Here is a 21559-nt window from a genome sequence, read left to right on the forward strand (position 1 = left end):
ATTCTACTTTCATTTTGCTCCTAGAATCTTAAAAATGCAAGTGGTCTGTTTTAAGCCTATCGTTATTTAAATAAATAACTTTGGTTGTGATTTTGCTGTTGTTCGCTTTCTGTTCGCATTTGATTGTCTGCGTTCATCTCTTGATCCGGTGATATCAAGTTCATCATCTTCATCCGCTTGGGTATCAACCGCTAAATCTGTTGATTCTTCATCTTCATCATCATTAATTTCGCTTAGTGCTTTCATCATATTGATAAGTTTCGGGGCATTTTTGATCATAGGTCCGTATTCTTTTATTAAAGGTGTTGCTTGTTGAGCCACTTTCAATACTTGCTGTACATTATTTAATGTTCCCATTAAATTACTCCCGCTGCCAGCTCCTGCATTTGATGCCAAGTTGGAGATTTGTGATGCAGATGACGCTTGGGAAGGCAAGAAACGTTGTAACAGGCCTTGTAATCCGCTTGGGTTATTAACTTGATTAGGCATCGGCGGCATTGGTCCTCTTGATTGAAATCCAGGAAAATAGCCACCGCCACCTGGTGGCATTTGTTGCATAGGAAATTGCGGTGGTTGGTTTGGTGGACGAAACATAAACATCCTCCTTTTCGATATCATTTCGTAATACAGTATATGTGACTATCATCATCTTGTTATAGGCTGTGATCATTTTTTCGAGATATGTTGCAATGGATGCTATCCAAACACAACAACAAAAGAGACTTGATGATGATCAAGTCTCTTTTACCTCTCGTGTATAAAAACAGATTAATTGGTGAGCACACTATTTCCTGGGCAAGCGCATGTTTTGACAATATATACACGATGAACCGTTGTTAGGCTATGAAAAAACATGATATTAGTCGATTTTAAAACTTGCAGTGGAGCCTTCCGGTGAGGATTCGACAATTAGTTTCGCCTTAATTTCCTCTTTTAATTGCGCTACATGGGAAATGACGCCAATAACGCGGTGATCACGTTGCAAGTCTTTCAAGCAGGCAATTGCTTGCTCAAGTGATATTTCGTCTAATGTTCCAAATCCCTCATCAATGAATAATGTATCCAACTGAACGCCGCCTGCATAGGATTGAACAATATCTGCCATACCTAATGCTAAGCTCAGAGATGCTTTAAAGCCTTCCCCACCCGATAAAGTCTTGACCGATCTCTTTTTACCTGTATAATGGTCGAGCACTTCGAGATCCAATCCGCTCTGCGCTCCTCGTTTTGCTAATTCTTCACTTCGAATTAACTGATAACGGTGATCGGACATCTTATCTAGCCTTATATTCGCTTGCAACAGAATTTCGTCTAGGAAAGTCGACAATACAAATCGTTCAAATGATAATCTTGCTGTATTATCTCCTCTAGCAAGATCCGCTAATTCCCCGATATGATAATAATCCTTATTCAATCCTTCCATTTCCGCTGTCAGTTTATTCGTTCTCCGAATGATATCAATAAGCTGGTTCCGATACAATTCAATGGACTGCATATGCTTGGAATGTTCATCCTTTTGCAGTTGCATTGTCGCCATTTGTTCACGTATAACTTCAAGGTCTGGTTTTTCACGCTCACGGATCCATTCTTCCAAGCTATTTAGCCGATTTGCCTGTACATTCTTTTGTTCATAAAAATGGTTTATGTCTTGCTCCATTTGTAGTTGTTTATCTGTTGCAAGTAAAGCTTCTTTATAGCTTGCTTCGTTATCAAAATGATAGTCTGCTAGCGTTTGCTGCCAAACGGACTGCTGTTCTTTGTATTTCTCTTCTAATTGCTGATTATAAGCAACCGCCTCGTTATATTTGGTCTCTTGTTTATGTTTATCTGCTAATGCTTGTTCATAGTCCGCTTGTACTTGTTTCCACTTGCTCTGCATACTTTGTAAGGTTTCTTCTAACTGTTTCACTTGCTGTTTAAATGCTTTAGCTGAGTTAATATCATGGGGTAATTGCTCCAATAGTTGAGCGTATTTAGCATGAACTTGTTGATAATCGCTCTCTAACTGTTTCTGCTTATTTTGAAGGTCGACAGTATTTTGCTTGATCTGCGTATAATCTGCTAATCTACTGGACATCTGTTTCTCCTTCTGCTGTTGCTGCTGCCACGTTGCATATGCTTGCTTGTGAGCTTGTCTCCTGTCGCGCAGATCTTCCATTATTTGTTGTTCGAGTTTCTGCAATTCTGCCTGCGTTATTTCTTGTGTTGTTTCTGCTCCGATCGTACTTAACAAACGATTCACAATTTGGCGTTTTCCCTCGCCTTGTTCCTTTATTTGCAATAGTTTCATTTGCATATCGTTCGCCTGGTTCTGCACATCTGTTAACTGTTTCTTCTCAATCTCCAGTTGTTCTTCCGAAATTTCTTGCTGACTATTAGCGGCTGGTGATGGGTGGTGCTGTGATCCGCAAACCGGACAGGCCTCTCCAGCCGCTAAAGATGCAGCTAGATCACTGGCAATGTGATCTTTTCGTTCTTGTTCCAATTGATTACAATGGGTGGTCTGTTCATTAACCTTCTCCTGTAATTTTTGCTGTACACGCTGATATTGCTGATAATCTTTTCTTAAAAGTTGCAGCTGCTGATACTCAGTCTTTAACTCTTGTATTTCCTGAGCTTGACGGACATTCCGTTCTAATTGATGCTCTATTTTTTGCAATCCTGCTGATGTCTCATGTATCGCATCTTTTAGACGGTAATTTTCATCTCTCAGTTTTTCAAGTTCTGCAACTTTTTTCTCGGAATCGGTTAGTTCTTGCGTTATCTGTTGTCGCTGTTGATCAAGCTTATGACGTTTTTGAGAAATGGTTTCGAATTCATCCATTTTGCCCAACAGTTGTTGTTGCTCTTTCAACTGAAATTGTAATGATTCCCGCTCTGGCTCGTTTTTTTGTTCCTGCTGATAGGATTCTTTGATTTGTGTATACCGAGACTGATTTGTGTCTAATTGCTGCTTAACAGTGGTTAGTGCATTCAATTGTTGCTGCCATTCTTGTTTTCGTGTTTGTAATAATGTTTCAACTGGTTTTATCTTATCCGCGGTCTTCGCTAATTCCAGTCTTTCTGTTCTTTGTTTTATTTCAGGTTCTATTTCGGCTAATCGCTTTTGTTTAAGCTGCAATTGTTCATATTCGGTAAAATAGTCTACTAATTGTTTTTGCTGATAGTATTTTTCCTGCAGCTTTGTTAATTCCTCTGTCATTTGTTCTAATTGGTGGTTACCATTTTCTATCTGTTTATCCGTTGCAAGAAGGTGGTCTTCTAATTGTTCCTTCGTCTTGCTTGCTGATTGCTCATCAACGGTGCCTTCTGGAAGTTTGTCCAATTCTTGCTGGTGCTGCCATTGTAATTTGTTTATTTGCTCTTTTAATTCGGCAGATGCTTCTTTTAATTTTTCTGTAATATTGCGGTAAAGATAAGTGCGGAAAATTTTCTGCAATACTTCCTCCCGCTCTTTACTATTTTCAGAAATTAACTTACGGAATTCTCCTTGTGGAATCATGATCATTTTCTTAAATTGTTCATAATCTAATCCGATCATCTGTTCCAGTGTTTCATTCACATCTTTAATTTTGGATACCAGTAACTCCCATTCGTCCTGCTGATTGTACATATATAAGCTGGCACTTGCTACTTCTTCTGTGTACCCTTCTCCTCTGGACTTTGGTTTCAATTGTTTGGGACTTCTTGTTACCTGATACTTCTTTCCGTGTAATAAGAAGGTGAAACGAACGTTCGTTTGATCAGCAACTTCTGCAAAATGGCTGCGAAATGCTTCCTGATCTCGATCAGCACCGCTTGCTCTGCCATATAAACCGAAACAGATAGCGTCAAAGATCGTCGTCTTTCCTGCACCGGTAGGACCTGTTATTAAAAAAATTGGTTCAGCACCCAGTTCTGTAAAGTCGATATACTGTTTCTCGCGATAAGGACCGAATGCTGTCATTTCTAATTGTAATGCGCGCATCTTATTTCCCCCTTTCGTCCGTCATGACTTGATGAATGACTTGTTTTATATATGTTTCACGTTCTTCAGACAGTTCTGTTTTCTTGATTTCTTTATAAAAGGCAGCAAATAATTGCTCATGCGTCATTTCTTGCTTCTCTTTAATGGACTGCAGTTCTTTTAAAGATTGATGAACATAAGAATTCTTCCGCTCTAAACGGAGAATATTCGGATAGAGCTTACGGAGCTTTGTGACTGGATCCATAATTTGTCCGTCATCCAGTAAGCGTATCTGCACATAATCTTCTGTCGGCTCTGCAATTTTTCCATCTAGCAGATCCTGAAAATAGCCTTCCAGCACACGTAAATCTCTTGGCGCGTGTAATGGGATGGTCGATAATTGCTTGTCCTCATTTGTTAGTTCGAGCAAGGTAACGGATTTACGATGATTGGCTTCAGAAAAAGAATATTTCATTAGCGACCCACTGTAACGGATATACTCACTTTTGATTTTTTGTGGCTGGTGTAAGTGCCCTAATGCTACGTAATCGAATGCATCAAAGAGGCTTGCGTCAATATAGGGAGTCCCTCCAATCATGGTCAATCTTTCTTCCGATTCTGACTCCATCCCTCCTGCGATAAATGCATGGCCAACTAGTAGATGGCGTGCGTCCGGGTGCTCTGTCATCTTTTCTTTCAATTGAGCAATAATACATTCCATAGCAGCTTGATGCGTTTGGATGGTGTCATCCTGGAAATATGCTTTTACTTGCTCTGGCTCGACATATGGGACCATATGGACATACACATCACCATCAGTGTCCTGTAAATGAACAGGGTGAAAAATATCTTCAATCCTGGTCGCTACATATAATTGTCTGGAACGAAATAAGCTCGCACCAAATCCAAGACGGTCTGGGCTGTCATGATTCCCTGAGATCGCTACAATCGGTATCTCTAATTCAACGGATACCTTCGTTAAGAATGCGTTTAATATATCTACTGCTTCGCGCGGAGGTACAGCACGATCATATAAGTCTCCTGCTATAATCAGAAGATCAGGCTTTTCTTTCTCCAAAATAGTGATAAGCTCTCTTAACACCTCTCCCTGGTCCTCTGTCATATGTAAACCATGAACGATTTTGCCTAAATGCCAATCTGCTGTATGAATAATTTTCACCTAACACGCACCATCCTTTCCATATTTTACTTGTTATTATACACGAACAAATGATCGAAGTCTATTGAAATAGAACATCTGTTTGTGTAAACTGATACTGAGGTGATGACATTGATGAATGATCGAGGTAATATAAAATGGGCATCTTTAATGTTACCGGAGCACGTAAAGATGTTGCAAGATTTTTTTGCTGAGGAAGATTCGGTAGATCCTTCCATATTAAATGAAGCGGACTTGGCAGAGATGGAGCATACCATTCAGGAAGCCATGCACACATCCGCTGAAATTGAAATAGACTATGTCGATAATAGCATGAACAAATCGGTTACAGGTACGATTACAAAAGCAGATGTAACAAACAGAAAGTTGGACCTGCTAACAACGAAGCAGATAAAGCAAAAATTACAGTTAAATCAGATCGTTTCTCTTCGCTTTCGACATAAGTAAAAGCCATGAGCATCACCTCATGGCTTTTCTTCTTCTATATAACTATCCCAGAGACGGTCAAATGCTGAGATCGCCTCAGGAAATGGTGTGTGCCATTCCAAATAACGGCTAATATCATCATAATCAGCAGAATGCTTTGGAAAATCATGTTCATAAAACATCCAGTCTGCTAATTTTCTAGCATCATCTAATTGTTTATTTCCCCGATAACGCATCATAAAGTGATAAAAAGATTTCATTGTATTCGCCCATCCTCTTTATTCATTTTCCATGAATTCACGATGTTTGTCTTGTTTTTTTCGATAAACCATTCTTGATAACATGATACTGATTTCATAAAGGATAATTAGCGGAATGGCCACAACGATTTGCAAAATAAAATCTGGTGGCGAAATCATCGTACCGATAATAACCAAAATGAAATAGCCGTATTTTCTTGTTTTTGATAAGAATTGAGGTGTAACGATCCCTAAACTCGTTAGAAACATCGTGATTACCGGTACTTCAAAGAATACAGCAAATGGTAAGGTCACTCGAAAAATAAAACGGAAATAATTCTCGACTGTAAACATCGTTTCAAACATTCCATCATTTAACGACAGAACAAATGGTAAGATCAGTTTGATAAAAATATAGTAGCCGAATGCAAGTCCTGCTAAAAATAATAGAAATACAACTGGAATATAAATTAACGAAAGTTGTTGCTCACGCTTCGTTAAACCAGGCCTGACAAAAAACCATATTTGGATGCAAAGAAAAGGTAATGTTCCAGCAAGTGCCACAATAAAGGCAATCATAAAGATAACCCAAATAATTTCTTCAGGTGAGATGAGATTGAGTGTTATGTCTATATCATTCAGGAAGAAATTACGAATATCATCTACAAAGTACAACCCGCCGATAAAAAATAATATAAAAATAAAGGCTGTCCATAATAAACGATTTCGTAATTCGGCAAAGTGTTCGAGATAACCCATCTCTTTTTCATTTGGTAATGATTTATCTTCCTCCATTTTCAACGTCCCTTCATCGTCAGACAGTGTACCAAAGGCAATCCCTGTTTCAAAAAAGAAACAGGGATTCTACGTTTCCTATGTAAGTAACCGAAACATTCCGGCCACGTTTGTACCATGCTGTTCTTATTTTTCTGATTTGTCCTTGTCATCATTCATGATATCATTCGTTGCCTTCTTGAATTCCCGCAGTGAACTGCCCACTGCTTTACCGATTTCCGGTAATTTAGAAGGTCCAAAAATAACTAAGGCAATGATTAATATTAAAATTAGCCCAGGAAAGCCAATATTAGATAACATGTCGTTCACCTCATTATAGGATTACTTCGTTGTATCCGTATCATTCTGTTCTTTCTCATCATCTGTCAAATCACGTGCTGATTTTTTGAATTCCCGTAACGTGTCCCCTGTTGCTTTACCGATTTCGGGTAATTTCTTAGGTCCGAAAATGATTAAAGCAATAATCAGGATCAATATCAGTCCAGGAAAGCCAATTTGAGATAGCATAAATACGCGCCCCTTTACTATCAAGATCTAAATATCTTTAATGTCTCACCATAAATCCTTTATTGATGGCAGCCTCACTTTATTTCTTATCTTATCACGATTTGAATGCCTTGTCTTTATTAACGGTAAAAATATTATGAATTTTTCCGATCATACGTGATGAAATAGTAGTCATAGTTATTGTTTTCGTCTTTTATGCCTTTTTCTTTCTTCGTCTGGTGCCAGTCGGACTCATCAAATTCAGGGAAAAATGTGTCACCATCAAACGCTTCGTCAATATAGGTCATATAAATACGGTCGGCGAATGGTAATACTTGTTCGAAGATATACTCTCCACCAATTACAAACCATTCCTTGTCAGGTTGTTCTTCATTTAATTGTTGTATGTCTGCAATTGAGTGAATCACCTGACTGTTTCTAGCAGTATAATCCTTATCTCTTGTTACAATAATATTATCCCTTTTTGGAAGTGGACCATTCATGGATTCAAATGTTTTACGCCCCATAATGATTGTTTGGTTCATCGTTACATCTTTGAAAAATTTCAGGTCCTTTGGCAGGTGCCAAGGTAAATCATTGTCTTTGCCAATTACTCGATTACTACCCATTGCAAATAATAGTGAAATCATCGTTATTCCTCCTTACATTATACAGCGACCGGTGCTTTAATTGCAGGGTGCGGTTGATAATTTTCTAACGTAATATCTTCTAGCTCGATATCAAATAACGATACACCTTCCTTAATATGTACAGAAGGTAAAGCTCTCGGTTCACGTGATAGCTGCTCTTTCACCTGATCCATGTGGTTGGAATAAATGTGCGCGTCACCGAAAGTATGGATGAATTCCCCTGGCTCTAAACCACATTCTTGTGCTACTAAAAGTGTTAATAATGCATAACTTGCAATGTTAAATGGTACGCCTAAGAAAATATCGCCACTGCGCTGGTAAAGCTGGCAGCTTAACTTCCCGTCTGCAACATAGAATTGAAACATCGTATGGCAAGGCGGTAATGCCATCGTTGGCACATCTTCTGGGTTCCAGGCCGAAACAATATGTCTTCTTGAATACGGATTTTGCTTGATGGCTTCTATTACTTCTTTAAATTGATCAATCGTCTCGTTTTGCGATGTTTGCCACTGTCTCCATTGCTTCCCGTAGACAGACCCAAGATTACCATATGTTGCAGCGAATTGATCGTCTTCTACTATTTGCTTCTTAAATAGTGCCATCTGTTCATCATATTGTTGCTTGAAGGCTGGATCTGTTAGAGAACGGTGACCAAAATCATCCATATCAGGACCTTGGTAATCCTTACTTTCGATCCAATTTTTAAATGCCCATTCATTCCAAATATTATTATTATGCTGCAACAGATAACGGATGTTCGTATCGCCTTTCATAAACCAAAGTAATTCACTGACAATTAAACGAAAAGGAACTTTTTTCGTTGTTAATAACGGAAATCCTTCAGCTAAATCAAAGCGCATTTGATGACCGAAAATGGAATATGTTCCGGTATTGGTACGGTCTTCCTTGGATGTACCTTCTTTTAATACTTTTCTACATAAATCTAAATATTGTTGTTCACTTTTTGACATCAGTCGTCTTCCTTCCTCGGTACATATATTACAAATTCGTAACAAACATCACGAAAAATCATATTTCCCCCATTTTAACATAAATTTTTCGTAAGTAATAATTTCGCAAGGGGTGGTTTTATGATGTTACAGGATCAATTGGCACGGGTAGTAAAACACTCCGTCGCATACAGCTTTGCATTTAGCCAACCTTTTATCTTTTATATTGATGCTTATCCAATGATGCAAAACGATGTGTTAGAACAGGCTGACATCAAGTATGGTATGCAGCATGAAGCTGTTCGCATGCTTCAGCATAAATTGCAAAAATTATCGTACTATGACTCATCGGTTGATGGAGAATTTGGGATTCTAACGGAATATGCGCTAAAGAAATTTCAGCAAGACAACTTCCTTGAACAGACAGGCAAATCGGATAAAAAGACGATTCAGGCAATACTAGACAAAGAAGAGCATTATTACCAAAAACGTTTAACAAAAAGCGACCTTGTATTCTCTATGGGAGAAAGCAGCCAGCAAGTATTACACATACAGGAAGCTTTATTGTACTTCGGCTATTACCGCGCCAATCTGGACGGAATATATGGTGAGAAAACGGAAGCAGCTATTGAAGCCTATAAGCAGGATAAAGGGCGTGAAATACACCATATCGAAGCAGAAGTAAAGGAAGAAAAGGTCGAAGCAAGACAAATCGCAGCAGTAGAAGTAGTTAATGAGCAAGCACAATCAACGGAACCTGCTAAGGCTGATTCAGAGCCAGGCGAGGAAAAAGAAAAAACAACAAAGAAAATGGCTCCTGCTAAAAACACTGTTACTGTCAGTGGCGTTGTGGCTACTGCCAAGAACTATATGGGAACTCCATATGTTTGGGGCGGTACCTCTACTTCTGGATTTGATTGCAGCGGTTATTTGCAATACGTATTCCAACAGCTTGGTGTATCGTTACCACGTACCGTCAGTGACATGTGGAACGCTACGAAACCAGTTGATCAGCCAGCAGTTGGAGATATAGTCTTCTTCCAAACATATAAGCCAGGTCCATCTCATGCTGGTATTTATATTGGTAACGGCCAATTTATCCATGCCGGAGAATCCAACGGTGTGGCAATCAGTGAGATGGATAACAGCTATTGGTCTCCACGATACTTAGGTGCAAAGCGGGTTCAGCTACAATAGATCAAAAAAGTCTATTTGTTTTGGATGTAATCCTTCATAATTAATATCTAATAGTGTTAACAGCTGTTTAGCATTATCTGCTGCGTCCCCACCTGAATTATTATTGAACAGAATCGTAATCTCGCTCACCTGCTTTTTAAGTAATTGAATGCGTTCTGCCCATTGTTGTAACTCTGTTTCATTGTAACGATAGAGAAAACGAACTGCACGCCAATCTTCTTGACCGTGGTTATTCCATCCATGGACATTTCTCCCATGGAAACGAATTAACGCACGGTCATTTGTTGTGTCGGTGACAATCGGAATCGATCCTTGTCCAGCTTGTGGTTCGTCACAGATTGTATGTGTTACCTGCAATTGTTTAAGGAAATCTATCGTTTCTTGCTGGTGACCTTCATACCAGGAGCGATTCCGAAATTCTATTGCAGTCGGGATATCCCCCATCCATTGCCTGATTTTTTTAAGTTTTTCAATATGCCGTTGTTGGACATCAAACCATGGCGGAAATTGAAAAAGCACACTATTTAATTTGCCTGCTTCGATTACTGGTTGTATAGATGTAATAAACGCTTTTACTATTTCTTTTGCTTCACGATTTGTTATTTTTTTTCGATCGTGCCCAGTTATGGTTTGGAACGCTTTTATTACAAAGGAGAAATTATCAGGCGTCTCCTCTACCCACTTTTGATAATTAGTTTGAGACTGAATAGCATAAAAAGAACTGTCGATTTCTACTACTGGAAAATGCGAACTGTACGATTTCAATTTTTGATTTCTTTCATTACTAGATTTATATAAAGTTGGGTGATCTCCCCATCCTGTTAACCCTATCAAAACAGTCATTTCTTCCACCTCACATCCTTCTACATTACCATTTTTTTCGAGTGATGAAAAGGTTTTAATCGTTGCAGCTAAAGGAATTTTCACCTATCTATATGTTGACGTTTTTGGAAATATAAGCTATAGTTAATGACAAGCAAAGAAGATGTTTTGGGTTCATTATTATCTGGTAGCTTCTATAGAAGTAAATGGATTGGTGATCCTATACTTCTGTGGTTGCTACCTTTTTCGTGATTCCCCATCTTGTTTGTATTACCACGTTATACGTGAAAGCTTTTAGGAGGAAAGATAACATGGAAAACGGTACAGTAAAATGGTTCAATGCTGAGAAAGGCTATGGTTTCATTCAATTAGAAGAAGGCAATGATGTGTTTGTACATTATTCCGCTATCCAACAAGAAGGTTTCAAAACTTTAGAAGAAGGCCAGGAAGTCACATTCGAAATCGTCGAAGGTGAAAGAGGCCCACAAGCAGCTAACGTAGAAAAAAAATAAAATAAATATACCAAAGGCGATGATCACAATCATCGCCTTTTTATAATAAGCAAAAACGTTTACTATTGCCTCTAAATAAGGATCACCAAAAATGTCAATAAATAAAAGTGCTGGTTCTGATAATACGAATTATGTCAACTGGAAGCTATATCGATATGACCATTTTGAAATATTTTACTTGCTTAGGTGAAGCTCTGCAAACTAAAAGCAGTGCTTCTAAGCATTATATTCAAGTATTAGTGTAGGATGAACACTCATGTATACCCTCGAAATACTATATTCTGCGAAAGTTGCAGAGCTCTAATCATTTGCTTCAGCCATGCCCAGCAGGACGCGGAGTGGTTAGTAGAAAGTCTCCTTGCACATGAATCATTTCAAAATAAACACTACGCAGCTAGAAATAATCCGTATTATAGGACCCTGATATGTTTTTAAGTTCGTACAACCGGGCGGGATTATGCTCGGTTTTTCTTTTAGCAAAATGGATATATGCATTACCGGTACGTCTGGCAAGTAATTTCTTGTTTTATTGTAAGGCTGACATAATGGAACGTTACCATTTACTTTCTTATAGTAAATGTGGTATTTTTATTAATTGACAACACTGATTATAATGAATGGAAGGTTGGAAACAAATTTGACTAATGAATTATTATGGATATTATTTGCTCTCTTAAATTTTGCCATACTGATCGTCATGTACAGAATTTTTGGCAAAGCTGGATTATTTGTTTGGATTGGGATGTCTACCGTCATTGCCAATATTCAAGTAATCAAAACAGTAGAAATGCTTGGATTAATTGCTACATTGGGAAACATCACCTATGGAACGATTTTTCTGGCCACTGATATACTGAATGAGAATCACGGTAAAAAAGAAGCAAAAAAAGCGGTTTGGCTCGGTTTTGCTTCATTGCTTATTATGACCATTGTCATGCAGGTCGTATTGCGGTTTACACCCCACGCAAGTGACATTTCGCAAGAAGCATTAGAAACTATTTTTGAAATTGTACCAAACATTGCACTGGGAAGTATGGCTGCATTTGTCATCAGTCAGTACTTGGACGTATGGATTTACAGTAAGATTAAAAAATTACTACCATCTGAGCGGATGCTCTGGATAAGAAATAATGGTAGTACGATGATTAGTCAATTTGTTGATACGTTAGTGTTCTGTTCGATCGCATTTTATGATTTACATGATTTTGATGTCTGGTTGGAGATTTTATTGACGACATATGTGATCAAATTTGCTGTCGCAGCATTAGATACACCATTTTTATATATGGCAAAGAAAATCAAACCAAAACTTAATGAGTAAGGGGTATATGGGATGATTGAAGTATACACAGATGGGGCAAGCAAAGGAAACCCCGGTCCTAGCGGAGTCGGTATTTATATCAAAAAAGGGGCACAACATTGGGAACAATCACATTATATCGGTGAATACTCGAATCATGAGGCAGAATTTATCGCTGTTATCAAAGCATTGGAATGGTGCCAGCACCAATTTTCGGATGAGATTGTGTCTTGCCGATCGGATGCAAAAGTGGTTGTAGACGCTATTGAGAAAGAAGTGGTACGAAACAGTCAGTACCAGCCATACGTCAATCAGATTATCCAGCTGGCTGCTGTTTTCCCCTATTTCTTTATGAAATGGATTCCGGAGAAACAGAATAAACATGCAGATGTACTAGCCCGGAACGCGATAGCAAAGGGCCGTTATTAATGCATTAAGTCATTTTGCTTTAAGAGTAGGATGGCTTCTTTTTTAGTCTCGATTTGATGAAGTTCAAATAATTCTAACAAACTAATATAAAAACTGCGATCAAACGTCATTTGAATCTGCAACGTGAATGAGATCGCTAATTTGGCATGGATAATAGAAGTATTGGTATATTTATGGCCAAAATAAATAAAATGAACCTCTTCATCGGTTAACTTAAATCCTTTTGTCCATAAATTTTCTAAAAAATATGCCAGCTGTTCACTATTCTTCACATTAATCCCCCGCTCGTTCTTCTCTGTCTAATTACGTATAAATACTCTAAGGCTAGTATAGATATTTTAACACTAATCGTCTAGTTTTCTTTTTCATTTACAGCATTCGGCAGACAAATAATTTATCACGGCACTAACCGTCCGTAATCCCTCCCACTTCAAGATTCGATAAATAAATACGGATGATAACTTCCTGATAAGTCTCGCTTTATTAGACGGATGCTATCGGAAAAGTACTTTAATTTCACGATTAAACGCATCCGAATAAAAAGGGTAAGTGAACAGAGGATCTCATCTAATGTTTGGCCCTCCAGAGCCAGCCAATTAAAAGTATTCTGATAATACAATTAATCCCAGCTATAAAAGTAAAAAGGCAAGTATCTACTTGCCTTTATCTCTGCTTTTTACCGAAATATTGATAATAATCTGTTTTGATAAACGCATTGAAAAGTTTACGTTTTTTCGACGCTTCTTTACCATATAAAGCTTCGAATTTCTCATTTGCTGTTAATATATACACATTCCAACTTGGGTAATTTCGCAATGCACTTCCAAGCTTTCGGTACATCTCTTCTACTGCTTCTTTATCACCTAAACGCTCACCATAAGGAGGATTGCTGACAATATAACCACCCTCATGCGTTGAATGAAAGTCTGTTGCTTGCATTTGCTTCCACTGTACGAGGTCGGCAAGTCCTGCTTCCATCGCGTTTTCCTTAGCGATATCAATCATTTTAGGATCTAGGTCAGAACCATAAATGTAGAGAGGCTGGTCGTAGTTGGCTAAATCTTCTGCTTCTTCTAATGCTTTGTCCCATATATCAGATGAAATGAAATCCCATTCCTCTGCTGAGAATGAGCGATTAAAGCCAGGCGCAATGTTTTGACCAATTAATGCCGCTTCAATTGGAATAGTTCCAGAACCGCAGAATAGGTCATAAAAGGGCTGATCACCACGCCAATTGGTCAATTGAACCAACGCTGCTGCCAGTGTTTCCTTTAATGGTGCATCCCCTTGTCCTGTCCGGTACCCTCTTTTGTGCAAACCGACACCAGATGTATCCAATGTAACTGTTACTTTATCCTTTAATAGAGCAGCTTCAATTTTGTATTCTGCTCCTGTTTCTTGTAACCAGTTAGCAACTCCGTGTTTTTGCTTTAATCGTTCAACAATTGCCTTCTTCACAATGGCCTGACAGTCTGGGACACTAAATAATGTTGATTTGTGCGATTTTCCGTTTACAGGGAACTTTCCGTCCTCTGGAATATAATTCTCCCATGGTAAAGCTTTAGTTTGTTCGAAAAGCTCATCATATGTCATTGCTTTAAATTCTCCGATGAGTAATTTTACACGGTCTGCTGTTCGCAACCATAAATTACAACGAGCTATTGCTTGATGATCGGCCTGGAAGATCACTTTTCCATTTTCAACTGTGACATCTTCATAGCCTAATTGACGTACTTCTTTGGCTACAATCGCTTCTAATCCCATTGCAGCGGTAGCTATTAATGTAATTGAGTTTCCCATAGCTGATAAATTCCTTTCCATGTTATTACTATTAGAATGAACCATTTTTCTATATGTATAACAAAACCCCTTTTACCAAGAAAAGGGGTTAATCGTCATCATAACGACCTGAATGAATGTCCGTAAGCCATGTTCTGTCCTTCTCGTACTGCAAACGGTGGTCAGCCTCGTACCAAAGGTGTAATCATCTGTCTACAAGTAACGAATACTTGTCCTTCGTTCGGTTGAATTCCCTACTAGAAGATGCCCCTACCAATATTTGGGTTGCTCACTCGAGGGGTTTACCTCGTTCCACCTAAATAGTTTCCTATTTAGCTACGTCACTGTGGCACTTTCAAGGTAGTCATACCATATCAACAGACTTAGGTATTTTTCCTGCCGTTAACCTGAATCAGGTTACCTTGACTTATGATTTCGTCAAGCACGAACACTACAAGCATCTCAGCCTGTGTGAGCATGGACTTTCCTCTACACATTAACTGTGCAGCGATTACTACAACATTCATTGCAATCATTTAAGCCTTCATTATTGTATCACGAATAAAACAATAGTCAATGGTAAAGATTAACGAATAGATTTATTCCTCGAATTTTTTACCAAACACTGCTTTTTCTAAATTAGACAGTCTCTTAAGAATATCGTAATTTACTTGGTGATTGGATGTTGCAGGTCGAATTCGCGTGTGCTCTGCCTGTCTTTTTAATCGTTCATTTTCTTGCTGTAATCGAGCTATTTCATCCTGAAAATATTCATAATCTTGAATAATAACATCCAAATATTCATCGACTTCTTCCTGATGATACCCTCTCATTGCTGTTTTAAAGTTTTTTTCTAAAATATCTTTTCCATGTAATTGGTTTGCCATGCTTTCCACCTCATTTAATCATTAAATTCATTTTTTCAAAAAAGTTTGAAGTTGTCAATTTTTATCACGGTGCTTAAGTGGAAGTAAACAGACGTTAACACCCTGATACGTTTCGCTAATGTCAGTGGGAGTCAAAAACCTCACTGATCAAATTCATACTTTATCACGAATAACCATCGATGGAATCCTGATAGGATCTTACTACCTCTTCTAGATCTTCCGGAGTGATAAATATTATGGAATAATTGGATTCAGATGCTGCTTTTTTTAGCTTGTCTAACATGTATCCAGTACTTCCAGGATACTCTTCATCTGCAAGAATTAAGCACCCTTCCGTTTTGTCTATTAACCAATGATCTTTGTTTATTAATTGATAAGGTGCTTTATAGACTTCTTCGTATAATGGTTGATAATAATCAGCTTGTTCTTTTATTTCGAGAAAGAGCTCCTGATAAATATCCGGCCATCTAGATTCGTATTCTAAAAAAGGCGGAAATATTCCTAACTGGATGTTATAATCTTCCCGAAGATCGATAACGACTTGGGCAGCCCATAATTCAACTCCCATTTGGCCAGACACGATAACCCATTCTAATCCATCATCAATCAAGGAAAGTAGACGTTGTTTTAATGCTTCTTTTATGAAAAAAATTCGATGATCCTTTTCATTTCGGATATTCAATTCCATTGGTTTATTTCCGGTTATCGTGATAACTTTCATTTATTTCCACTACCTTCCATCAGATGAAACTGTATGTATTAGTATAAAGGATATGCTTATGAGTTTCTAGTAATGAATCATCTTAATAAACAAAAAAATAAACCATCACAGAAAGCTCTGTGACAGCTTATTTTATCGTACCATGACAGTAATAGATAGATCCAGTACTTATTACCACATTTTTTTAGGTTTGCAGCAGTGGCCAGCAGGCGGATAATTATAACCAGGATCAACTGCTCCACCAACCATTCCATTATTCATGCCGTTATTCATACCAGCGCCCATGTTATTGCCCATACCGTTGCCCATTCCTGGATCCATTGCACCCATAACAGCGTTAGGATCACCAACTGTATTTACCTGATCCACTGTATTTTGATAGGAAGTAGTCTGTGGATAGTAGTGCGTGTTCTTCACTAAGTGATGGTTTACCACATTTGTATGTGTCGGGTGGATATGATTCACTTGACTTTCACTGCACGTATGCACTTCCTTACACTTTGTCGGGTGTACAATGGTGTTAGCTGGACTTACACAACCAAAAGGTCTTCGATGTCTCATTAATAGTCACCTCACTATTTTATATTCAATATTAGCGTATGTTACCTAGTGAAGTTTGTCTAAGACACTTACCTATTACTAGCATATTTTTTAATTTTTATTAATATCGTCCTTTAATAATGAGAATACATAAAGCACGGATTGGTGTAATTCCATGTAACGTTTTCTCCTAACATCTACATAATAACTGTGTAATAATAATAATTTCATATTTTCTTCGGTCGATTCAATTTGCTGCGGATGAACATTTACATGTCGATTCTTTACAAACTGTAATGCTTCTTGATACCAGTTTTCCACTTTTATAAAAACCGGTTCAGTTTGTTCTTTTACAAAAACGAAAAAATCGGGATCACGTCTGTTTTCCGGTTTCTCATGTGTTAGGTAATAAGATTTTAGTTCCTGTAGTTCTCGTTCCAATTCTTCTATATAAGTTAACAGTAACAATAGCAGTACCGCCCTTCTTCTCCTTGCATTCCACTATTACTGTAACATGATTTTTATTAATTTTCTATTAAGCACCTTCCTGTTTGTATTGAAGGTTAAAAGGCCAATGCGGACTATTTTCCCTGTTGGCAGGTCGTGAATTCCATTCCTGTTCGATCCGGTCAATAATATCAATTAAATGTTCTACTTTACGTTCACAGGTTTCTTTTTTTACGATAACATGATTATTTTTCATGTCATTCCCTCCTTTATATATAGTATCTATTCGATATGCATGTTTGAAATCCTTTGTCTTTGACAAAACTAGAACTAAGCTGACATAACAACGAAAATTACGTATTTTTTATACAAAAATAGCCAAACTAACAGACAAAGGAGGGATTATTGATGCGTGTAAATAAGAAGCGAAAACTAAATACTCAAAGGGAAAAACAGCAAGATAAAGAGATACCAACGCAAAACGACAAAAAATTAAATGGACCAAACCGTCCTGCAACTTAGAACAAAAGTCGACATCGCTGGCATCGTGATGTCGACTTTTTCAGAAAAAATAGGAAAATAAGAAACATTTAAGGTTCCTTATTCGTCATGTATGTAGGTATGTTACGGATCCATCATGAAAGTTCCGGACAGCCCCCATGAAATGTTACGATTTTTCGAATTGTTAGGTTAGGACTTTCCTATGTTCACAGGGATTATTAGCCATTTTGATTGAAGATTTTGGTCGCTTGACGTATGATGTATCTATCCATCATAAGATGTTATGATGGAGTTGTTGATGATATAGGAGGGAGTCAGATGCAATATCCAAACGGCAAAAAGTCATCAGCGAAGCATTATCGACCATCTGTCAGTCAAACAATTTATTCGAACAGGGGAATGACGCTGGAAGAAGAGATCAATGATACCAACCATTATTATCTCGCACAGCAAATGGCGATAATCCATAAGAAACCTACTCCTGTACAAATCGTACATGTCGATTACCCAAAAAGAAGTGCAGCAGTGATAAAAGAAGCCTATTTCAAACAAGCATCAACAACGGATTATAACGGCATTTACAAAGGAAAGCATGTTGATTTTGAAGCGAAGGAAACCAAAAATAAACAGTCATTTCCACTCAGCAACATACATATGCATCAAATTGATCATATGAAACAAATTGTGGAGCATGGCGGCATCTGTTTTTTGTTAATTCGATTCACACTTTATCAGGAAACGTATCTGTTGCCTGCTGAACATCTGATTACACATTGGGAACAACAATTTACTGGTGGCAGAAAGTCAATTCGTTATGAAACTGTGAAAAAGCAAGGTTATATAGTACCGGTTCGTTATCAGGCTAAAGTCGATTATCTAGCAGCTATCGACCAGTATTATATGGAGAACGGAGGAAGACATCATGGCAGATAATAGCCAGTCAAGAATGGAAAGAAGAAAACAAGGTAAACAAAAGAAAACGAACAATAATTCTACGTGGAAGAAAATCATGAAATACGCACTAATAGCCGTATTATTAATCGGTCTCGGTGTCGGTGCTCTATTCACCTATTATGTAGCTACAGCGCCAGATATCGATGCAGAGTTGCTGTCTGATCCAGCTTCTACGAATTTATTAGATGTGAATGGTGATGTATTTGCAAAATTAGGGTCCGAAAAGCGAACAAAAATTTCGTATGATGATATACCGCAACAATTAGAAGATGCGATATTAGCTACAGAAGATGTTCGATTCTTTAGTCATATTGGAATCGATTTTAGAAGAATCGGTGCAGCGGTTATTGCAAATTTTAAAAATGGGTTTGGTTCCCAAGGTGCCAGTACTATTACCCAGCAAGTCGTAAAAGGATCCTTCCTGACTAATGACAAGAAATTAAAACGTAAGGTGCAGGAACAATGGTTGGCATTAAAATTAGATAGTCAGTACAGCAAAGAAGAAATACTCGAGATGTATGTGAATAAAATTTATTATGGCTCAAGTGCCTATGGAGTTGCTACTGCAGCAGAGGTTTATTTTGGCAAAACAGATTTAAGTGAATTAACATTAGCAGAATCAGCGATATTAGCTGGTCTCCCCCAACGACCAAGTGCATATGATCCTTTCGTTAACCCGGAATTGACGAAGGAACGTATGAATACAGTATTGAATTTAATGGTACAGCATAATAAAATAAGCGAACAAGAAGCAGAAGAAGCTAGAAATGTAAACATTGAAGAATTACTGACAGACAAGAAAAAAGACTATGTTAAATATGAAGGTTTTATCCAGCAAGTTCGTAAAGAAGTGCAGGAAAAGACTGGTGCAGACATTTACAAAGATGGGTTAACCGTTCATACAACACTTGATCCAAATGCACAGGAACAAGTTGAATTATTGCTTAGTGACAGTGAGGATAATCCGATTCCATTCAGTAAAGATCCTGAATTGCAAGCTGGTTTATCAGTAGTTGATACGAAAACTGGTGCCATTCGTGCGATTGGTGGCGGACGTAATCGTGAAAATGATGGTTGGAACTATGCGATTGATGGCGATGGCCGTCAAGGTGGTTCAGTTATGAAACCAGTTATGGCTTATGGACCAGCAATCGAGAACTTGCAATGGTCAACCTATCAGCAACTGAATAACGATCAGCCTTACCCAATTGAGGGTACTGATAAAGTAATCCGTAACTGGAATGGTAGTTATAATGGTTGGGTATCCGCTAGATATGCATTAGAACAATCATTAAATGTTCCAGCAGTTAAGACATTTGCAGAAGTTGGTACCAGTGCTGCCAAAGAATTCGCAGAGGGATTAGGCCTCACCTTCCAAAATAATCTTACAATTACCGATGCGATTGGTGGTACAGCTAATGGCGTTACTTCATTGCAAATGGCAGGTGCTTATTCAGCATTTGGTAACGAAGGTATATATCATGAACCATATGCAGTGAAGAAAATCGAATACTCTGATGATCGTTCAGAAGAATTAGTTTCCGAAGCCCAAGTAGCTATGGCTGATTCTACTGCCTATATGGTAACGGATATGTTAAAATCTGTTGTACAAGAAGGTACAGGTACAGCTGCCAATATTTCCGGGCTTGATATGGCAGGTAAAACCGGTACAACAAATGATGATACGAATTCCTGGTTTGTAGGGTATACGACTAACTATACCGTCTCCGTCTGGACGGGGTACCCTAACCCGGCAGAAATTCAGGAAACAGGTATCGCCAAGCAACTGTTTAAAGAAACGATGTCCTATATTTCAGAAGGTGTAGAAACAAAGGATTTCACAAAACCAGATTCTGTTGTGGAAGTACAAATTGAAAAAGGTTCTAATCCAGCTAAATTGCCAAGTGATTATACACCAAACTCCAATATCACAACAGAACTATTTGTCAAAGGTACGGAACCTAGCTCTGTTTCAGAGAAGTTCGATAAATTGGATCCAGTTGCTAATCTTTCAGCAAACTATGATAAAGAAAATGATACGATAACAGCGAACTGGGAATATGATGAAGATGATGTTCAGTTCAAAGTATCAGCTGGAACAGATGGTTCACTTAATGATTTAACGACTACCGAAGATAAAGAAGTCGAAATCTCGAATGTGGAGAAAGGCAAAACGTATACGATTGAAGTTATTGCAGCCAATGACGATATGGAGAGTGAACCGCAGACAGTAACTGTCGAAGTAGCAGACGATCAACCTGAGGAATTACCACAGGTTTCAGGACTGCAGCAAACGTATGATCCAGCCAATCGATCCGCCTTAATCAGCTGGCAATATGACCAGCAAGGTCCTATTGAGTATGAGGTTGTGGTAGAACAAGGTGGTCAAACAGTTGATCAATTTACAACCAATAAAAAATCGGTCAATATTAGTCAGTTACAGGCAGATAAGACCTATAATATTCATGTATCACCAATTCAAACGGAAAATGATGCACGTGGTCCTGCAGCCAGTATTCAAGTAACAACACAAAGTGCAGAACCAGAAGACGGTGGTGAAACTGGAGATACAGGAAACGGTAATGATAACGGCCAAGGAAACAATAATGATGGTGATAGTGAGGGTGGAAATACCGATGGAGAAGGTGATAACCCTGACACCGGAGAGGATAATAACAACGAGAACCAAACAGATGATGAAAACAACGAAGATAGTGGTTCAGAGGAAGAACCAACTCAAGAACAACAACAAGCTTCATAGAAAAGACCGGGTAAACACCCGGTCTTTTCCTTTGTGT

Annotated in this window: 24 protein-coding genes and 1 other RNA gene; 7 read left to right on the plus strand and 18 right to left on the minus strand. The window is 38.2% G+C overall.

What is annotated here, in order from left to right:
• Positions 1 to 66 precede the first annotated feature (66 nt).
• From vrrA to MUN87_RS02660, 3 genes are all read right to left on the minus strand, one after another.
• A complete protein-coding gene (gene vrrA / locus MUN87_RS02650; RefSeq protein ID WP_244746085.1) occupies positions 67 to 594 on the minus strand; it encodes a VrrA/YqfQ family protein in 528 nt (175 codons plus the stop codon).
• 265 nt (positions 595 to 859) lie between these two features.
• The gene (locus MUN87_RS02655; RefSeq protein WP_244746087.1) at positions 860 to 3967 is read right to left on the minus strand and encodes an AAA family ATPase; all 3108 of its coding nucleotides are present in this window, start codon (positions 3965 to 3967) and stop codon (positions 860 to 862) included.
• 1 nt (position 3968) lies between these two features.
• Positions 3969 to 5126, minus strand: a complete 1158-nt coding sequence (locus MUN87_RS02660) for an exonuclease SbcCD subunit D (protein ID WP_244746089.1) — start codon at positions 5124 to 5126, stop codon at positions 3969 to 3971.
• Positions 5127 to 5240: 114 nt separating this feature from the next.
• Between MUN87_RS02660 and MUN87_RS02665 the strand changes: the two genes are divergently transcribed.
• The gene (locus tag MUN87_RS02665) at positions 5241 to 5573 is read left to right on the plus strand and encodes a YolD-like family protein (protein WP_244746091.1); all 333 of its coding nucleotides are present in this window, start codon (positions 5241 to 5243) and stop codon (positions 5571 to 5573) included.
• 17 nt (positions 5574 to 5590) lie between these two features.
• Here the strand turns inward: MUN87_RS02665 and MUN87_RS02670 are convergent, their stop codons facing one another.
• From MUN87_RS02670 to MUN87_RS02695, 6 genes are all read right to left on the minus strand, one after another.
• On the minus strand, positions 5591 to 5812 hold the full coding sequence (locus MUN87_RS02670) for a YozE family protein (RefSeq protein ID WP_244746092.1): 222 nt from the start codon (positions 5810 to 5812) through the stop codon (positions 5591 to 5593).
• Positions 5813 to 5830: 18 nt separating this feature from the next.
• On the minus strand, positions 5831 to 6586 hold the full coding sequence (tatC, locus tag MUN87_RS02675; protein ID WP_244746094.1) for a twin-arginine translocase subunit TatC: 756 nt from the start codon (positions 6584 to 6586) through the stop codon (positions 5831 to 5833).
• Positions 6587 to 6712: 126 nt separating this feature from the next.
• On the minus strand, positions 6713 to 6886 hold the full coding sequence (tatA, locus tag MUN87_RS02680; protein ID WP_244746096.1) for a twin-arginine translocase TatA/TatE family subunit: 174 nt from the start codon (positions 6884 to 6886) through the stop codon (positions 6713 to 6715).
• Positions 6887 to 6907: 21 nt separating this feature from the next.
• Positions 6908 to 7093: a twin-arginine translocase TatA/TatE family subunit gene (gene tatA, locus MUN87_RS02685; protein WP_244716943.1), complete on the minus strand. Its 186-nt coding sequence runs from the start codon at positions 7091 to 7093 to the stop codon at positions 6908 to 6910.
• A gap of 134 nt (positions 7094 to 7227) precedes the next feature.
• Positions 7228 to 7722 carry a dihydrofolate reductase gene (locus MUN87_RS02690; RefSeq protein ID WP_244746098.1) on the minus strand — a complete coding sequence of 165 codons (495 nt, stop codon included), beginning with the start codon at positions 7720 to 7722 and terminating at the stop codon, positions 7228 to 7230.
• Between the two features lie 17 nt (positions 7723 to 7739).
• Positions 7740 to 8693, minus strand: coding sequence for a thymidylate synthase (locus MUN87_RS02695; protein WP_244746100.1), 954 nt, complete (start codon positions 8691 to 8693; stop codon positions 7740 to 7742).
• Between the two features lie 120 nt (positions 8694 to 8813).
• Between MUN87_RS02695 and MUN87_RS02700 the strand changes: the two genes are divergently transcribed.
• Positions 8814 to 9869, plus strand: a complete 1056-nt coding sequence (locus MUN87_RS02700; protein WP_244746102.1) for a C40 family peptidase — start codon at positions 8814 to 8816, stop codon at positions 9867 to 9869.
• Here the strand turns inward: MUN87_RS02700 and MUN87_RS02705 are convergent.
• Entirely contained in the window at positions 9861 to 10712 is an 852-nt protein-coding gene (locus MUN87_RS02705) for a DUF72 domain-containing protein (protein ID WP_244746104.1), read from the minus strand. The two genes, MUN87_RS02700 and MUN87_RS02705, sit on opposite strands and share 9 nt — an antisense overlap.
• Before the next feature lie 290 nt (positions 10713 to 11002).
• Here MUN87_RS02705 and MUN87_RS02710 point away from each other — a divergent pair, with 290 nt between their 5' ends.
• The 3 genes from MUN87_RS02710 to MUN87_RS02720 all read left to right on the plus strand — a co-directional run bounded on the left by MUN87_RS02710 (position 11003) and on the right by MUN87_RS02720 (position 12932).
• Entirely contained in the window at positions 11003 to 11203 is a 201-nt protein-coding gene (locus MUN87_RS02710; RefSeq protein ID WP_204667074.1) for a cold-shock protein, read from the plus strand.
• A 637-nt stretch (positions 11204 to 11840) separates the two neighbouring features.
• Positions 11841 to 12524: a queuosine precursor transporter gene (locus MUN87_RS02715; protein WP_244746105.1), complete on the plus strand. Its 684-nt coding sequence runs from the start codon at positions 11841 to 11843 to the stop codon at positions 12522 to 12524.
• 12 nt (positions 12525 to 12536) lie between these two features.
• Positions 12537 to 12932 carry a ribonuclease HI family protein gene (locus MUN87_RS02720; RefSeq protein WP_244746108.1) on the plus strand — a complete coding sequence of 132 codons (396 nt, stop codon included), beginning with the start codon at positions 12537 to 12539 and terminating at the stop codon, positions 12930 to 12932.
• Here the strand turns inward: MUN87_RS02720 and MUN87_RS02725 are convergent.
• From MUN87_RS02725 to MUN87_RS02760, 8 genes are all read right to left on the minus strand, one after another.
• Complete coding sequence (locus tag MUN87_RS02725) at positions 12929 to 13204, minus strand: DUF6123 family protein (RefSeq protein WP_244746111.1); 276 nt, start codon at positions 13202 to 13204, stop codon at positions 12929 to 12931. The genes MUN87_RS02720 and MUN87_RS02725 overlap by 4 nt on opposite strands.
• Before the next feature lie 391 nt (positions 13205 to 13595).
• The gene (locus MUN87_RS02730) at positions 13596 to 14732 is read right to left on the minus strand and encodes a THUMP domain-containing class I SAM-dependent RNA methyltransferase (protein ID WP_244746113.1); all 1137 of its coding nucleotides are present in this window, start codon (positions 14730 to 14732) and stop codon (positions 13596 to 13598) included.
• A gap of 118 nt (positions 14733 to 14850) precedes the next feature.
• Positions 14851 to 15235, minus strand: an RNA gene (gene rnpB / locus MUN87_RS02735) — RNase P RNA component class B.
• A gap of 75 nt (positions 15236 to 15310) precedes the next feature.
• Positions 15311 to 15598, minus strand: coding sequence for a cell division regulator GpsB (gpsB, locus tag MUN87_RS02740; protein ID WP_244746115.1), 288 nt, complete (start codon positions 15596 to 15598; stop codon positions 15311 to 15313).
• A 163-nt stretch (positions 15599 to 15761) separates the two neighbouring features.
• The gene (locus MUN87_RS02745; RefSeq protein ID WP_244746116.1) at positions 15762 to 16319 is read right to left on the minus strand and encodes an SLOG family protein; all 558 of its coding nucleotides are present in this window, start codon (positions 16317 to 16319) and stop codon (positions 15762 to 15764) included.
• Positions 16320 to 16490: 171 nt separating this feature from the next.
• Complete coding sequence (locus MUN87_RS02750) at positions 16491 to 16880, minus strand: spore coat protein (protein WP_244746117.1); 390 nt, start codon at positions 16878 to 16880, stop codon at positions 16491 to 16493.
• Between the two features lie 90 nt (positions 16881 to 16970).
• The gene (locus MUN87_RS02755; RefSeq protein WP_244746118.1) at positions 16971 to 17327 is read right to left on the minus strand and encodes a DUF1798 family protein; all 357 of its coding nucleotides are present in this window, start codon (positions 17325 to 17327) and stop codon (positions 16971 to 16973) included.
• Between the two features lie 67 nt (positions 17328 to 17394).
• Positions 17395 to 17562 carry a hypothetical protein gene (locus tag MUN87_RS02760; protein ID WP_244746119.1) on the minus strand — a complete coding sequence of 56 codons (168 nt, stop codon included), beginning with the start codon at positions 17560 to 17562 and terminating at the stop codon, positions 17395 to 17397.
• A 563-nt stretch (positions 17563 to 18125) separates the two neighbouring features.
• On the opposite strand from MUN87_RS02760, the gene recU reads away from it, so the two are divergent.
• Together recU and MUN87_RS02770 are read left to right on the plus strand one after the other, a co-directional pair.
• Entirely contained in the window at positions 18126 to 18740 is a 615-nt protein-coding gene (gene recU, locus MUN87_RS02765; RefSeq protein ID WP_244746120.1) for a Holliday junction resolvase RecU, read from the plus strand.
• Positions 18730 to 21522, plus strand: coding sequence for a transglycosylase domain-containing protein (locus MUN87_RS02770; RefSeq protein WP_244746121.1), 2793 nt, complete (start codon positions 18730 to 18732; stop codon positions 21520 to 21522). The genes recU and MUN87_RS02770 overlap by 11 nt, the downstream gene beginning before the upstream one ends.
• Positions 21523 to 21559: the final 37 nt, after the last annotated feature.

Origin of the sequence: Gracilibacillus salinarum (assembly GCF_022919575.1) — a bacterium.
Taxonomy (GTDB): domain Bacteria; phylum Bacillota; class Bacilli; order Bacillales; family Amphibacillaceae; genus Gracilibacillus; species Gracilibacillus salinarum.

What these genes read in the sequence shown, in the direction of transcription:
- vrrA (WP_244746085.1), bottom strand. Translation starts at nt 594, where the DNA reads ATGTTTCGTCCACCAAACCAACCACCGCAATTTCCTATGCAACAAATG.
- MUN87_RS02655 (WP_244746087.1), bottom strand. Translation starts at nt 3,967, where the DNA reads ATGCGCGCATTACAATTAGAAATGACAGCATTCGGTCCTTATCGCGAG.
- MUN87_RS02665 (WP_244746091.1), top strand. Translation starts at nt 5,241, where the DNA reads ATGAATGATCGAGGTAATATAAAATGGGCATCTTTAATGTTACCGGAG.
- MUN87_RS02670 (WP_244746092.1), bottom strand. Translation starts at nt 5,812, where the DNA reads ATGAAATCTTTTTATCACTTTATGATGCGTTATCGGGGAAATAAACAA.
- tatC (WP_244746094.1), bottom strand. Translation starts at nt 6,586, where the DNA reads ATGGAGGAAGATAAATCATTACCAAATGAAAAAGAGATGGGTTATCTC.
- tatA (WP_244746096.1), bottom strand. Translation starts at nt 6,886, where the DNA reads ATGTTATCTAATATTGGCTTTCCTGGGCTAATTTTAATATTAATCATT.
- tatA (WP_244716943.1), bottom strand. Translation starts at nt 7,093, where the DNA reads ATGCTATCTCAAATTGGCTTTCCTGGACTGATATTGATCCTGATTATT.
- MUN87_RS02690 (WP_244746098.1), bottom strand. Translation starts at nt 7,722, where the DNA reads ATGATTTCACTATTATTTGCAATGGGTAGTAATCGAGTAATTGGCAAA.
- MUN87_RS02695 (WP_244746100.1), bottom strand. Translation starts at nt 8,693, where the DNA reads ATGTCAAAAAGTGAACAACAATATTTAGATTTATGTAGAAAAGTATTA.
- MUN87_RS02700 (WP_244746102.1), top strand. Translation starts at nt 8,814, where the DNA reads ATGATGTTACAGGATCAATTGGCACGGGTAGTAAAACACTCCGTCGCA.
- MUN87_RS02705 (WP_244746104.1), bottom strand. Translation starts at nt 10,712, where the DNA reads ATGACTGTTTTGATAGGGTTAACAGGATGGGGAGATCACCCAACTTTA.
- MUN87_RS02710 (WP_204667074.1), top strand. Translation starts at nt 11,003, where the DNA reads ATGGAAAACGGTACAGTAAAATGGTTCAATGCTGAGAAAGGCTATGGT.
- MUN87_RS02720 (WP_244746108.1), top strand. Translation starts at nt 12,537, where the DNA reads ATGATTGAAGTATACACAGATGGGGCAAGCAAAGGAAACCCCGGTCCT.
- MUN87_RS02730 (WP_244746113.1), bottom strand. Translation starts at nt 14,732, where the DNA reads ATGGGAAACTCAATTACATTAATAGCTACCGCTGCAATGGGATTAGAA.
- gpsB (WP_244746115.1), bottom strand. Translation starts at nt 15,598, where the DNA reads ATGGCAAACCAATTACATGGAAAAGATATTTTAGAAAAAAACTTTAAA.
- MUN87_RS02745 (WP_244746116.1), bottom strand. Translation starts at nt 16,319, where the DNA reads ATGAAAGTTATCACGATAACCGGAAATAAACCAATGGAATTGAATATC.
- MUN87_RS02750 (WP_244746117.1), bottom strand. Translation starts at nt 16,880, where the DNA reads ATGAGACATCGAAGACCTTTTGGTTGTGTAAGTCCAGCTAACACCATT.
- MUN87_RS02760 (WP_244746119.1), bottom strand. Translation starts at nt 17,562, where the DNA reads ATGAAAAATAATCATGTTATCGTAAAAAAAGAAACCTGTGAACGTAAA.
- recU (WP_244746120.1), top strand. Translation starts at nt 18,126, where the DNA reads ATGCAATATCCAAACGGCAAAAAGTCATCAGCGAAGCATTATCGACCA.
- MUN87_RS02770 (WP_244746121.1), top strand. Translation starts at nt 18,730, where the DNA reads ATGGCAGATAATAGCCAGTCAAGAATGGAAAGAAGAAAACAAGGTAAA.